Raw genomic sequence first — 14,081 nt, 5'->3', positions numbered from 1 at the left:
CGAAACTCATAATTCGTAATTATGTTGTTGATTTATTCTTCAGATTTAGTTTCTGTAGCTTCTACTTCTGGAGCAGCAACTTCAGCAACAGCTGTTTCAACTTCTGGAGCATCAACTTCTTTGTCAGAAGTTCTGTTTGCTAATCCGTCTTTTACAGCATCAGTAACTAAAGATAAAATTTTATCAATTGATTTTGAAGCATCATCATTGGCTGGGATAACGTAATCTACTTCACGTGGATCAGAGTTAGTATCAACCATTGCGAAAACTGGAATGTTTAATTTTTGTGCTTCTTTTACTGCGATGTGTTCAGCTTTGATATCTACTACGAATAATGCAGCAGGTAATCTAGACATGTCAGCGATAGAACCTAAGTTCTTCTCTAATTTAGCACGTAGACGATCAACTTGTAATCTTTCTTTTTTAGAAAGTGTCATGAATGTTCCGTCTTTCTTCATTTTATCGATAGAAGCCATTTTTTTAACAGCTTTACGGATAGTAACAAAGTTAGTCAACATTCCACCTGGCCATCTTTCAGTGATGTAAGGCATGTTACAAGCTGCAGCTTTTTCAGCTACGATGTCTTTTGCTTGTTTTTTGGTAGCTACGAAAAGTACTTTTCTACCCGATGCAGCAATTTTTTTCAAAGCTTCGTTAGCTTCTTCAATTTTAGCTGCAGTTTTATATAGATTGATGATATGAATACCATTTCTTTCCATATAAATGTATGGAGCCATATTTGGATCCCATTTACGAGTCATGTGTCCAAAGTGAACACCTGCTTCTAATAAATCTTTAACTTCAATTTTGTTTGCCATTGTGTAATAGTTTACGTTCCGTTGTTATAGCAATTTTCAAGTAGTTACTTTCGTTCGTCTTGAAAATTTAGATGCTAAACTAATTCCTTTTTCGTCAAAAAGAATATCGGCAACTTTATTAATTTCAATTTTAATTTGTAAAAAAATCTGAATATTAACGTTTTGAGAATTGGAATCTCTTACGTGCTTTTTTCTGACCGAATTTTTTACGTTCAACCATTCTTGGATCTCTTGTTAGTAATCCTTCTGGTTTTAGGATAGCTCTGTTTTCAGCTTCAACTTCACACATTGCGCGAGCGATTGCCATTCTTACAGCTTCAGCTTGTCCTGTAGAACCACCACCATATACATTTACTTTTACATCAAAGTTTTCTGCATTGTTTGTCATAGACATTGGTTGCAATACTTTGTACTGTAAAGTAGCTGTTGGGAAGTAGTTGTTAAATTCTCTTTTGTTTACGGTAATTTTTCCTGTTCCTTCAGAAACATAAACACGTGCAACTGCACATTTTCTTCTACCGATTTTGTGAATAACTCCCATTACTTTAAGTCGTTAAGGTTTACGGTTTTTGGTTGTTGAGCTGCATGTTTGTGCTCTGAACCAACGTTTACATTTAAATTGCGGAATAATTCAGCACCTAATTTGTTTTTAGGTAACATTCCTTTTACAGCTTTCTCTACTAATAATGCAGGGTTTTTTTGTTGCATTACTTTTGCAGATAAGCTTCTTTGTCCTCCTGGATAACCTGTGTGTCTGATGTACGTTTTGTCATCTAACTTGTTTCCAGTTAGGTTGATTTTTTCTGCGTTGATAACAATTACGTTATCTCCACAATCAACGTGCGGTGTATAACTTGGCTTGTATTTACCTCTCAAAAGCATCGCAACTTTTGAAGCTAAACGACCTAAGTTATGACCTTCAGCGTCTACAACAACCCACTGCTTGTCTGCAGTAGCTTTGTTTGCTGAAACTGTCTTGTAGCTTAATGTGTTCACAATAATTTATTTTAATTAAACATTCCATTCCCAATTAAGGGAGTGCAAAAGTACAAATAAATATCATATATGCAAACAGTAAGAAAAAGATTCTTTTAATTGCTTTTCAACCAATTAGCGAATCTAAATAATTATACCATTCCTATAATTTATTTTTCTATTTTTACACTTTAACAATGACCAAATGAAATCGAAAGCCACTTTAAAACAAATTGCAAAAGAATTAGGAGTTTCTGTTTCGACAGTTTCCAAGGCTTTGAACGGAAGTCCAGAGATTAGCGAACCAACAAAACAGCGCGTTCAGGAATATGCAAAACTGAAAAATTACAAGCCAAATGTTATTGGTTTAAATCTAAAAAATAGAAAAACTAAAACTATTGGTGTAATCATTCCTAATATCTTAAATTCTTTTTTTGCTAAAGTTTTTAGCGGAATTGAGAAAGTTTGTGACGAAAAAGGCTATAAAGTGATTACTTGTATTTCTAATGAATCATTAGAAAAAGAAATCAACGCGCTTGAAATGTTGAGTAACGGAACTATCGATGGTTTTATTCTTTCCATTTCAGAAGAATCTCAAAAACTTCAAAGCTTCAATCATTTTAAAGAAATTATCAATGAAGGAACGCCAATTGTAATGTTTGACCGAATTGCCGACGAAGTAAACTGCGACAAAGTAATAGTTGATGATTTCGAATCGGCAGTGAATGCAACCGAACATTTAATAAAATCGGGTTGTAAAAAAATAGCATTGTTATCAGCCATTGATAATTTAAGCGTTGGAAAACTTAGAGCAAAAGGTTTTTACAAAGCCATCGAAGCAAAAGGAATAAAGGTTGACGAAGATTTAGTCATACTAACTAATAACAACGAAGAATTTAATTCTAAAATTGGCGGTTTCTTTATCAAAAACAAACCCGACGGCGTTTTTGCTCTTGACGAACATGCATCGGTAACAGCAATGAAATTAGGCATTCAAAACGGATATAAAATTCCACAAGAACTATCAATCATTGGTTTTGCTGATGGTGTTTGGTCACGAAGAATGACTCCAAGTATGTCAACGGTTAGTCAACATGGTCCAGAAATTGGCGAAGTTGCAGCACAATTACTAATCGACAAACTTGAAAGCAACGACGAAACTTACACTTTTACTACAACTGTAATCAAAACAGAATTAAGACAACGCGATTCAACTAAAAAAATTTAACCTTTTTTAACAAATTGACGCAACCTTTTAACATTTGATTCATCAAGAAGTAATAATCAAACTTGAAACATGAAATTAAATACATTCGCATTTCTTTTTATTGTTTTCTTTTTTAGTTTGACTTCAATTGCTCAGGAAAAATTAGATGTATTTGAAATCGCCAGAAAAGGAACCGCACAACAAGCATTAGAAATCATTAAAACAGATGCAAAAGCTTTTAACACAATAAATACTAACGGATATACACCTTTAATTCTAGCTTGCTATCGAGGAAACAACGAAGTCGCAAAAGTTTTGATTGAAAACAATTGCGAATTAAATACTAAAAGCGAAATGGGAACGGCTTTGATGGCTAGTATCGTTAAAGGAAACAACGAAATAGCTTCATTATTAATCAATAAAAAAGCCGATGTAAACCTAACTGATGCACAAGGGACAACCGCATTAATGTATGCTGTTCAGTTTAAAAACATCGAATTAGTAAAATTATTATTAGCTAATAAAGCTGATAAATCATTACAAGACAACAAAGGAAAAACAGCATTTGAATATGCCGCTTTTTCTGGAAACGAAGCTATTATCAATCTTTTAAAATAAACGTTTATGAAAAAAACTTTACTTATTATCTCTTTAATTAGTTTAAGTGCATTTGCGCAACAAAAATCTACTGGATTAGTTAACTTGTTGAGTAATACAACAGCCACTTTACTACTCAACAATACTACTCAAACAGCCACATTAACTTTGTCTGGACCAAATGACAGATGGTTTGCATTACAATTTGGATCTTTTGAAGATGGTGATGGAATGGTTGATGGAATTGATGTAGTTTATTGGAATAATGTAACCTTAGTTGATGCATCACATAATGGAGTAGGAATTGCTCCAACTCCAGACACAACTAACAATTGGACATTAGTATCAAATTCTGATAACACTCCTTCTAACGGACTTAGAACTATAGTTTTTTCAAGACCTTTTAATACAAATGATACCGATGATTATCAGTTTAATTTTTCAGAAGCTTCAATTGATTTTGCTTTTGCTCGAAGAAGTACAGCAGGTTATACGCTTAACAGTCATGGCTTTTCTAATCGTGGCTATGCGATAAATACGCCTTTATCAACACTTGGCGTTGAAGATTTTTCATTAAGAGCTACTCAAATTTACCCAAATCCATCCAACGGAGAATTTCTTGTAAAAGCGAAAACAACATTGCAAAAAATCAATATTTACTCTCAAACGGGCGCTTTTATAAAATCAGTTGAAGTTAAAAATGAAACCGATGCTCCTGAAGTAAATGTAAAAGGTTTACAAACCGGAATTTACCTTTTAGAATTAGTAAATGAAACTGAAAAATCTTGGAAGAAAATTATTATAAATTAGTCTACAACTTATATCAAAAAAAGCCGAAATAATTTAGTTTCGGCTTTTTTGTTTTATGAAATAAAAGTTATTCTTTAATAAATTCGAATTCCATCGTTCCTTGTTTGAAATTCATTTTATTTTCTCCAAATTTCAATTGTATCATGGCAGCTTCAAAAACAAATTCAATTTCACTTTTTGCTGTTAACGGAAAAGAACTTTGCCCTGTTGCTTGCGCTAATAAATTGCCATTTTCTACAAAAACTTTAATTTTCATTGGAAATGCAGCCGATTTATATGTTCCTGAGTATTGCTCTAATATTGCTTTCGAAACCTCAAATTGCTTGAATTCTGGAAATGAATAGTCACTACCATAAAACAAACTCAACACGCCAATCATAATATCGTTTCTACTATAATTATCGCCATTTACAATAATCGAAAAACCTGTTTTATCTTCTGGATTATAACCTGCAGCTGCGCGAAAGTTTTCAATTCCGCCAGTATGTCCATAAAATTTTCGGTTTTCAAAAGGTGCAATTATTAATCCTTTTCCATAATAATCTTCCATAGATTTCATTTGCTCCAAAGAAGATTTTGAAGTTAATTTACCTTCCAATAAAGCTTCTAAAAACAGATTCAAATCATCTGTTGTTGATGCCATTGCGCCAGCTGCAAAAGACAATGAACTATGCCATTCGGGAACTTTTGTCCAATTTTTTCCATCAAAAAAATAAGAGTTGCCTTCGTTCTTCGAAATATCAATTTTAGTTGGGAAAAGTGTATTTTTCAAACCTATTTTCTTAATAATTCGAGTGTTTAGATTTTCGGAAAAACTTTTTTTGGTAATATCTTCAATAATATAACCGAGTAAATTATAGTTGGAATTACTGTATTTGTGTTGCGAATTGGGTTCAAATGCTGAAGTGTAATTCTCCATTCGCTTTACCAAATCTTCCTTTTTATTTTCTACATAAATGAATTCTCCAACTGTTGGATCGTCATTCAAAAAATCTGGAATTCCAGTTCGGTGATGCAACAAATGATGAATGGTAATTTTATCAGCGTTTGGAATTTTTGGATAAAATTTTGAAAGTTTTGTATCTAAAGTCAGTTTCTTTTCGTCAACCAATTGCATAATCATAGTTGCCGTAAAAGTTTTAGTAATTGAACCAATCTTCAATTTGGTGTTTACATCTAATTTTTTTCCGCTTTCAACATCAGCAAAGCCATAAGCTTTACTAAAAACCATTTTACCTTTTTCGATGATGGACAATTCGCCCATAAATTTGTTATTGGTATTCAAAAAAGTCAATAAACTATCAATTTTTTGAAATTTTGTTTGTTGAGCATTTGATGCTGATGTAATTGCTATTATAAAAAGTAAAAGTATTTTCTTGAGCATGATATTTTTTTTAGAAATTGTAAATTATTCTGATGTAGAGTTGATGACTATTAATTCTTGTCCTCCAAAGCATTCATTTATAGCAGTTAAAAATCCAAAATTGAATAAAAAATGTGCAAACATAATTTGTTCTTTTTCATCTTTTGGAAATAATTTTTCACTTTGTTTTGATGTTAAAGTTTTTACGATAAGTTTTTTAACTCTTTTTTTTCTTTTAAAATTATTGAATTCATCCTTTGAGTAAGTAATCATATTTAATCTTTCAAGTGATTTAACATTTTTGAACTCAAAATACATAGATTCGTTTTTAATCGCAAGTTCAAAAGCTTCAAAATGGGTTATCTTTTTTTCTTCAGAAATAGAATAAATTAAATCACTGCTTAAAACACAAACTTCTCTTATCAAATTAGTATTCAAATCTTTGTATTTAAAAATCACAAAATAAGGCATTGTGCTGTTAAAATTATTTACAGCTAACACGTAGTTTTTAAGTTTAATTGAATCATCAACTTGACAAAAAATCAAATTTGAAAAACTTAAAAAGAAAAATAGAATTATTTTCTTCATTTAAAATAGTATTTGAGATTCCTAAGAAATGTCAAAGTTACTCAACTGCCAACTGCCACTGAAAACTGAACACTAAAATCAATGCGCTTCCAACCAATTTTTTCCAACGCCAATTTCAACATCCAACGGAACATCCATTTTGAAGGCGTTTTCCATTTCGTGTTTAATCATGGGTTTTATTTTTTCTAATTCGGAGTTGTGAACGTCAAAAACCAATTCGTCATGAACTTGAAGTAACATTTTTGATTTCCAATTCTCAGAAGTTAGTTTTTTGTGAATATTAATCATCGCAATTTTGATAATATCAGCAGCCGAACCTTGAATTGGTGCATTTACAGCATTTCGTTCAGCACCACTTTTTACCATCATGTTAGCCGAATTGATGTCTTTTAGATAACGTCTTCTTCCTAAAACTGTTTGTACGTAACCGTTTTTTCTTGCAAAATCAACTTGATTGCTCATGTACGATTTCAATTTAGGATAGGTTGCATAATAAGCCTCAATCAACTCGGCACTTTCTTTTCGCGAAAGCGAAGTTTGATTTGAAAGTCCGAAGGCTGAAACACCATAAATAATTCCGAAATTCACGGTTTTGGCATTGCTGCGTTGTTCTTTTGTAACTTCTTCTAACGGTACATTGAAGACTTTTGCAGCCGTACTTCTGTGAATATCTTCATTATTTTGAAACGCTTTTATCATATTTTCTTCGCCAGATAAAGCAGCGATAATTCGAAGTTCTATTTGAGAATAATCGGCAGAAACTAAAGTGTAATTTTCATCACGAGCAATAAATGCTTTTCTAATCAATCGTCCGCGTTCAGTACGAATCGGAATATTTTGCAAGTTTGGATTGTTCGAACTCAAACGACCAGTTGCCGCAACCGTTTGCATATAATCGGTGTGAACACGTCCTGTTTTTTTATCAACTTGGTTAGGTAAAGCATCAATGTAAGTACTTTGCAATTTCACCATTTGTCGCCATTCCAAAATATCTTTTACAATTTGATGTTCGTTGGCTAAATAACTCAAAACCTCTTCGCCAGTAGCATATTGACCCGTTTTGGTTTTCTTTTGTTTCTCACCGCCAATTTTCATTTTATCAAATAAAACGTCGCCCAATTGTTTAGGTGAAGCCAAATTGAATTTTTCACCAGCAGTTTCATATATTTTTTGTTCTAATTCGGAGCTTTCTTTTGCCATTTCAACCGACATTTCTTTCAAAAAAGGAACGTCAAGATTGATTCCTTCCAATTCCATTGCAGCCAAAACAGGAATTAACGGAATTTCAATTTCATCAAAAAGTTTTTTGGTTTCTACTTTGTCTAAAATCGGACTGAAATTTTGTTTTAATTGAAAGGTAACATCAGCATCTTCGGCAGCGTATTCTTTGATATCTTCCAAAGCAACATCGCGCATCGATTTTTGATTTTTACCTTTTTTGCCAATTAAATCTTCAATGGATTTTGGAGAATATTTCAAATAGGTTTCTGATAAAACGTCCATATTATGACGCATATCTGGATTTATCAAATAATGCGCAATCATCGTATCGAATAATTTTCCTTTGATTTGAACTCCATAATTCGAGAGAATTTTCAAATCATATTTTATATTCTGACCAATTTTTTCGATGCTTTCATTTTCAAAAAACGGTTTGAATTTATCGACTAAAATCTGTGCTTCTTCCTGATTTTCTGGAAACGGAACGTAAAATGCTTCGCCTTTTTGCCAAGAAAACGACATTCCAACTAGTTCAGCATTTAAAGCATCAATTCCTGTAGTTTCGGTATCAAAACAAACCGAAGTTTGATTAAGTAAATTCTGCAAAAACAATTTTGTACCCAAATCACCTTGAATAATCTGATAATTATGATTGGTATTTTCTAACGTTGCATAATTAGAATTAGTTTTCACTTCACCACTTTCCTCATCCGAAAATCCGAACAAATCAAATTGATCTTCGTTGGATTTCTTAGCTGGAGTTTTTTTAGTTTGTTGTGGTGTTTCGCTTGAAGTTCTATTGCCATTCGTGTCAATTTCATCATATTCTTTTCCAGTTCCAAAATATTTATCAAACTGCGCTTTCATTTGACGGAATTCCAATTCTTGAAACAACGCATCGGTTTTTTCAACATCAGGTTTTGAAAGTTCAAAATTTTCGGCATTAAATTCAACAGGACAATCGAGTAAAATTGCTGCTAATTTTTTTGATAATAAACCTAATTCGGCATTGGCTTCGATTTTATCTTTAATCGCACCTTTTAACTGATGTGTGTTTGCCAAAAGATTTTCCATCGAACCATATTCTTTTAGGAATTTCTTTGCTGTTTTTTCTCCAACGCCTGGCAATCCCGGAATATTATCGGCAGCATCGCCCATCATTCCTAAGAAATCTATCACTTGTTCTGGTCGTTCGATTTCAAATTTTTCCAATACTTCTGGAATTCCCCAAATTTCGATGTCGTTGCCCATTCTTGCTGGTTTGTACATAAAAATGTTTTCGGAAACCAATTGTGCAAAATCCTTATCGGGCGTAACCATATATACTTTAAAACCTTCTTTTTCGGCTTGTTTTGCCAACGTTCCAATTAAATCATCGGCTTCAAAACCTGCCACTTCAATAATTGGAATATGCATTGCTTTCAACAATTCTTGAATGTACGGAACGGCAATTTTAATTGCTTCTGGCGTTTCATCACGATGCGCTTTGTATTCGGGAAACATTTCATAGCGATAATCGCTTCCGCCTTTATCAAAAGCTACGGCTAAATGATCGGGTTTTTCGCGTTTGATAACATCCATCAAAGCATTCATAAATCCCATAATTGCCGATGTATCCATTCCTTTAGAGTTAATTCTAGGATTTTTTATAAAGGCAAAATAACCGCGAAAAATTAGTGCATAAGCATCAAGAAGATAAAGGCGTTTTTGTGACATGATTTGTAATTTGAATTTGTAAAAATACTTAATATGAATGATATTTTCATCAAAAAGTACCTGTATGAAATTTAAAAAATAATTAACAATCTCAAACTGATAAAGTTCGTTACTTTGCTGAAAATATTTATATGCTTCGTTGGCTATTCCTTTTCATAATCATTGCAATAATAGAAGTTTACTCTTTTCAAGCAATTAGAACAATTTCTAAATCGAAAGTTGTTAATGTTGTTTACTTAGTTGTTTCTATTTTGGCAATTGCTTTTATTTTTTATCAATTTTCAAAATTTGACCGAAGCGTTGGACAAACTCAAATGTCATTGTTTACGCTTGGACTTTTGCTTTTGCTTTTAATTCCAAAAATTATTTTAACCGTTTTCATGCTTTTGGAAGATGTTTTCAGAATTTTTAGCGGCACAATTACCCATTTTGTTGGCGATAACGATAGCGGCAGTTTTTTACCCGATAGACGAAAATTCATCAGTCAAATGGCGTTAGTTATTGCGGCAATTCCGTTTACATCTTTGCTTTATGGAATGACAAAAGGGAAATATGACTACAGAGTTATTAGGCAACCATTATATTTTGCTGATTTACCCGATGATTTTGACGGTTTTACAATCACTCAAATATCGGATGTTCACAGTGGAAGTTTTGACAATCCTGAAAAAATTCAATATGCCATCGATTTAATCAATGAGCAAAAAACCGATTTGATGCTTTTTACTGGCGATATTGTAAATACGCATGCTACTGAAATGCATCCTTGGATTGATATTTTTAACAAAATTGATAATCACCAATATGGAAAATTTGCCGTTTTGGGCAATCACGATTATGGCGAATATGTAACTTGGCCATCGCAAGCAGCAAAAAACGAAAACTTTGAAGCCATTAAAAAAGTATATGGCGATATTGGTTTTGATTTGCTTTTGAACCAAAATAAAAAAATCAAAAAAGGTTCAAGTGAAATTGCTATTGTTGGCGTTGAAAATTGGGGCAAAAATTTCAAGCAAGCTGGCGATTTAAACAAAGCCTCGGAAGGATTGACCAATGAAGATTTTAAAATATTAATGAGTCACGATCCAAGTCATTGGGAATATGAAGTTAAAAATCACAACAAAAATTTCCAATTAACGCTTTCTGGTCATACACATGGATTGCAATTTGGAATTGAAATTCCGGGAATTATTCGTTGGAGTCCAGTGCAATATGTTTACAAACAATGGGCAGGTTTATACGAAAATTTAGGACGATATATTTATGTAAATCGCGGTTTTGGATTTCATGCTTATCCTGGTCGCGTTGGAATTTGGCCTGAAATCACCGTTTTCGAACTAAAAAAAGCAGAAAAAGTAGCATAATTAGTTAAAAATGCTACATTTGTAGTATTCTAAATTCATTTCTTTAAAAAAGAAAATTAAAATATTTTGGTTTTATGTCAAAATTTGGAGAATTAATTAACGCTCAAGTTCCTGTGTTAATCGACTTTTACACAGAGTGGAACGACTCGTCTGTATCGATGCATCCTGTAATTAGAGATGTTGCAGCCGCACTTGGTGATAGAGCCAAAGTGATTAAAATTGACGTTGATAAAAATCAAGAACTAGCCGAAGCGCTTCGCATCAAAGGTTTACCAACATTGATGATTTATAAAGATGGGCAAATGGTTTGGAGACAATCGGGCGAATTAGACGCAAATACTTTAATAAGTATTGTCAACGAGCAGATTTAGTCCTTCGTCATCCCGAAGTTTCGGGACAGGATGACAATTTGAAATTAATTTATTTTATCGCAAGTAAATCCTTTTTCGTTTAAAAATTTCAAGGTTTTTGGTAAAACATACTCAAGATTTTGCCATGCTTTTTTACTGTCGTGAAAAACGATAATACTTCCGCTTTCTACATTTTTCAGAACATTTTCTAAACATTTTTCTTTTGAAATTGTTTGGTCAAAATCAAAAGAAATAACATCCCACATAATTATTTTATAACCCAGTTTTCGTAATCTTCTTGCTTGCGAAAGTTTAATTTTTCCATACGGTGGACGAAAAAGATTTCTGAATTGTGAACTGTGAATTGTGAATTGTGATTGACAAAGTAGAGTGTTTTTGATATATTCTTCGGTTGGCGTTTTCCATCCTTTTAAATGATTAAACGTATGATTTCCTATGGAATGGTTTTCAGCCAAAACTTTCTGGAAAATCGCTGGATATTTTCGAATATTATCGCCAATGCAAAAAAAAGTAGCTTTGGCGTTGTAGTTTCGAAGTTCTGCCAAAACCCATTCGGTAATTTCGGGCGTTGGTCCATCATCAAAAGTGAGAAAAACTTTTTTTTCGTCGTTAGGAATTGACCAAACATACTTTGGAAAAATCCGTTTTACCAGCCAATTTGTTTTAATCCATAAACTCATAGTGTAAATATAAGTATTTTTAAAAACTTCATTAATTATGTTAAAAATTGTGAATCAAAATTTTGTAATTATTTTAAGAGTAATAACTTTAATTTTTAATTATTTTTGCCTCAACAAACAATGATTACAAACATTAAATTAAACACTTATGAATTTTGTTAAACCAATTATAACGATGACTTTATGCTCATTATTATTTATGAGCTGTAAAGAAACTGGAAACGAACCAAATTTATCAGAGTCAACAAATGCAGTGAGTTCAACCGAAAAAAAAGTAGCACAAAAACCTGAAACGGCTACGTTAAAAATAGACGGAATGACTTGTTCGATGGGTTGTGCAAAAACGATAGAGCGAAAACTTACCGAAATGGAAGGCGTTCAAGAAGCAAAAGTAGATTTTGATAAAAAAGAAGCAACGGTTAGTTTTGACGCAGCGGTTTTATCTCCCGAAAAAATCTCAGAAACGGTTGAATCCACAGCCGATGGCAAAACCTACAAAGTCTCTGATGTTAAAATAAAAGCATAATTAAAAGTCCCGAAGTTTTCGGGATTTTTTTTGATTTACATTTAAGTTTTGTCTAGCTGTTTGAAGTTTTTGTATATTTGAATGTTTACATCAATACTTCAAAATTACTCAATGAAACATTATATCATTTTTATACTTTTCCTATTTAATTCCTGTTCTAATTTGAATAAGGAAACCCAAATTGATTTAAGCAGCAAAAGATTAACTACAATTCCCGACAGTGTTTTTGAAAACAAGAACTTAATCGAATTGCAACTTGGCGCAAAAGAAGTAGTTTTTTATCCACCACTTTCAGCATTACCAGAAAGTGATACAGACAAAAATCAAATTACCGAATTACCCGAAAAAATATCAGAATTGAAATTATTAAAAGTTTTAATTCTAAACTCAAACAATTTAAAAAGTTTACCTAACTCAATATCAGAACTTAAAAATCTTGAAGTTTTAGATTTAGCATTGAACAAAAATCTAAACATTGTTGCTGAAATACCAAAGCTGAATTTACTTCCAAATCTCAAAGTCCTTAAAATTACAGATTCAAAGTTTAATATGAATGATTTAAAAATTATTCAAAAATCGCTTAACCCTAAAGTAAAAATAGTGAGTTCGATCGCTGATTATATGGAAAGTTATACTGAAAAACACTAACTATAATACAATATCGTTAAAACAAAGTTTTCTTTTTATATAATATGTAGTTTTGTTTGGCCGTATGAAGTTTTTGTATATTTGGCTGTTGTGAAACACTTCAATAAAATCATACAAAAATGAACCTAAAATCGTTAATCTCTGTAAAATTTGTAATAACTATTATTTCATTTTTTTGCCTGATATATATAATTGGAAATATTACAGAATCATACAGAAACATAGAAGAACAAAACAAAATTCTTTTAGACCAAAAAAAGATATACGAGCAAATTTTAAAATTTGAGAAAATAAATTCAGAAGAGAAAAAAAAATTATATGATATTGTTATAGCAACAAACTCGAAGTTGAGATTAGAAAATAAAACTAATGAACTTAGTATAACTACAAATATTTGGATTATGTTAGGTTTATTTCTAATTTTATCAAACGTTTTCACTTACATCAATTCAAGAATTGATAAATTAAAAAGCAAAGAATCTGAAACGGAAAAAGAAGATTTTTTATAAAAAAGTGTCAAATAACATTAGCTATTATACAACTCTGATTCAAATTAATGTAAAAAAAATCGACCTCTTTTATCCCCGAAATTTCTGAAAACAATCTACTTCCACTGCAAGCTTTCCATCAAATGCTGCATATCATCTTTGACGTAGCTTGTAGCAGGCATGATGGAATCAAAATTGGGTTTGGCATAAAAATAAACAGAACCGGTTACAAAATGCTTTGTGCTATCGGTAACATAAAACTGCGCATTGGTTGCGGCATTTCCATTCACTTGATAAAACATTCCAAATACTTTTTTGTCTCGGTTTAAAAAAGGTAATTCAGTAATATCATCCGCTTTCACCACGTGTTCAAACGTTAATTTTTGAGCATCGCGAAGCAATTTTGTAATATCGTTGTTCACAGGTTTATAAGTCAAATAAATTGTAGCCTTCATTTTTGGATATTGAATACTAAAACCACAGTTGTTATCGGCTTTGATTTTGGCATCTTCGTTGATATCAAAAGTAAACGGACAATCGCTACTAAACGAAGCATATTCTGCTACTGGATAATCCAATCGAAGTTGACTTGCTGGTTTAGGCAAAACATCGTCTTTGCAGCTCGTTATCACTAATAACGATGCTACTAAAAAACTAAAAACTATTCTTTTCATAAAATGTGTAAGGCAAAAAATCTGAATGTAAAAGG

Annotated in this window: 16 protein-coding genes; 8 read left to right on the top strand and 8 right to left on the bottom strand. The window is 32.0% G+C overall.

All coding sequences use genetic code 11. The annotated features are described in order from the left end of the window. Positions 1-32: 32 nt before the first annotated feature. The 3 genes from rpsB to rplM form a co-directional block, all read right to left on the bottom strand. Complete coding sequence (gene rpsB, locus G6042_RS12060) at positions 33-818, bottom strand: 30S ribosomal protein S2 (protein WP_169524680.1); 786 nt, start codon at positions 816-818, stop codon at positions 33-35. 154 nt (positions 819-972) lie between these two features. Next, entirely contained in the window at positions 973-1,359 is a 387-nt protein-coding gene (rpsI, locus tag G6042_RS12055) for a 30S ribosomal protein S9 (RefSeq protein ID WP_169524679.1), read from the bottom strand. Further along, the gene (gene rplM, locus G6042_RS12050) at positions 1,359-1,814 is read right to left on the bottom strand and encodes a 50S ribosomal protein L13 (RefSeq protein ID WP_169524678.1); all 456 of its coding nucleotides are present in this window, start codon (positions 1,812-1,814) and stop codon (positions 1,359-1,361) included. The genes rpsI and rplM overlap by 1 nt, the downstream gene beginning before the upstream one ends. A gap of 184 nt (positions 1,815-1,998) precedes the next feature. On the opposite strand from rplM, the gene G6042_RS12045 reads away from it, so the two are divergent. The 3 genes from G6042_RS12045 to G6042_RS12035 all read left to right on the top strand — a co-directional run bounded on the left by G6042_RS12045 (position 1,999) and on the right by G6042_RS12035 (position 4,407). Beyond that, positions 1,999-3,021, top strand: a complete 1,023-nt coding sequence (locus G6042_RS12045; RefSeq protein WP_169524677.1) for a LacI family DNA-binding transcriptional regulator — start codon at positions 1,999-2,001, stop codon at positions 3,019-3,021. Positions 3,022-3,090: 69 nt separating this feature from the next. Then, positions 3,091-3,618, top strand: a complete 528-nt coding sequence (locus G6042_RS12040) for an ankyrin repeat domain-containing protein (RefSeq protein WP_169524676.1) — start codon at positions 3,091-3,093, stop codon at positions 3,616-3,618. A 6-nt stretch (positions 3,619-3,624) separates the two neighbouring features. After that, positions 3,625-4,407 (top strand): T9SS type A sorting domain-containing protein, encoded by a 783-nt coding sequence (locus G6042_RS12035; protein ID WP_169524675.1) that lies wholly within the window; start codon positions 3,625-3,627, stop codon positions 4,405-4,407. 67 nt (positions 4,408-4,474) lie between these two features. On the opposite strand, the gene G6042_RS12030 is transcribed toward G6042_RS12035, so the two are convergent. The 3 genes from G6042_RS12030 to polA form a co-directional block, all read right to left on the bottom strand. Continuing rightward, positions 4,475-5,791, bottom strand: a complete 1,317-nt coding sequence (locus G6042_RS12030) for a serine hydrolase domain-containing protein (RefSeq protein ID WP_169524674.1) — start codon at positions 5,789-5,791, stop codon at positions 4,475-4,477. Positions 5,792-5,815: 24 nt separating this feature from the next. Then, on the bottom strand, positions 5,816-6,208 hold the full coding sequence (locus G6042_RS12025; protein ID WP_169524673.1) for a hypothetical protein: 393 nt from the start codon (positions 6,206-6,208) through the stop codon (positions 5,816-5,818). A gap of 228 nt (positions 6,209-6,436) precedes the next feature. Beyond that, on the bottom strand, positions 6,437-9,298 hold the full coding sequence (gene polA, locus G6042_RS12020; RefSeq protein ID WP_169524737.1) for a DNA polymerase I: 2,862 nt from the start codon (positions 9,296-9,298) through the stop codon (positions 6,437-6,439). A gap of 128 nt (positions 9,299-9,426) precedes the next feature. On the opposite strand from polA, the gene G6042_RS12015 reads away from it, so the two are divergent. Then, positions 9,427-10,659, top strand: a complete 1,233-nt coding sequence (locus G6042_RS12015) for a metallophosphoesterase (RefSeq protein WP_169524672.1) — start codon at positions 9,427-9,429, stop codon at positions 10,657-10,659. A 74-nt stretch (positions 10,660-10,733) separates the two neighbouring features. Continuing rightward, positions 10,734-11,030: a thioredoxin family protein gene (locus G6042_RS12010; RefSeq protein WP_169524671.1), complete on the top strand. Its 297-nt coding sequence runs from the start codon at positions 10,734-10,736 to the stop codon at positions 11,028-11,030. A gap of 44 nt (positions 11,031-11,074) precedes the next feature. On the opposite strand, the gene G6042_RS12005 is transcribed toward G6042_RS12010, so the two are convergent. Then, positions 11,075-11,710: a polysaccharide deacetylase family protein gene (locus tag G6042_RS12005; protein ID WP_169524670.1), complete on the bottom strand. Its 636-nt coding sequence runs from the start codon at positions 11,708-11,710 to the stop codon at positions 11,075-11,077. 148 nt (positions 11,711-11,858) lie between these two features. Between G6042_RS12005 and G6042_RS12000 the strand changes: the two genes are divergently transcribed. From G6042_RS12000 to G6042_RS11990, 3 genes are all read left to right on the top strand, one after another. Beyond that, positions 11,859-12,236, top strand: coding sequence for a heavy-metal-associated domain-containing protein (locus tag G6042_RS12000; protein WP_169524669.1), 378 nt, complete (start codon positions 11,859-11,861; stop codon positions 12,234-12,236). Positions 12,237-12,347: 111 nt separating this feature from the next. Then, a complete protein-coding gene (locus G6042_RS11995) occupies positions 12,348-12,884 on the top strand; it encodes a leucine-rich repeat domain-containing protein (protein ID WP_169524668.1) in 537 nt (178 codons plus the stop codon). Between the two features lie 119 nt (positions 12,885-13,003). Then, the gene (locus tag G6042_RS11990) at positions 13,004-13,393 is read left to right on the top strand and encodes a hypothetical protein (protein ID WP_169524667.1); all 390 of its coding nucleotides are present in this window, start codon (positions 13,004-13,006) and stop codon (positions 13,391-13,393) included. A 95-nt stretch (positions 13,394-13,488) separates the two neighbouring features. On the opposite strand, the gene gldD is transcribed toward G6042_RS11990, so the two are convergent. Continuing rightward, complete coding sequence (gene gldD / locus G6042_RS11985; protein WP_169524666.1) at positions 13,489-14,046, bottom strand: gliding motility lipoprotein GldD; 558 nt, start codon at positions 14,044-14,046, stop codon at positions 13,489-13,491. Between the last annotated feature and the right edge of the window lie 35 nt (positions 14,047-14,081).

The organism is Flavobacterium solisilvae (assembly GCF_012911605.1).
Classification (GTDB): Bacteria; Bacteroidota; Bacteroidia; order Flavobacteriales; family Flavobacteriaceae; genus Flavobacterium; species Flavobacterium solisilvae.
The sequence above is the reverse complement of the archived record's forward strand: the minus strand, read 5'-3'. Positions and strand labels throughout refer to the sequence as shown.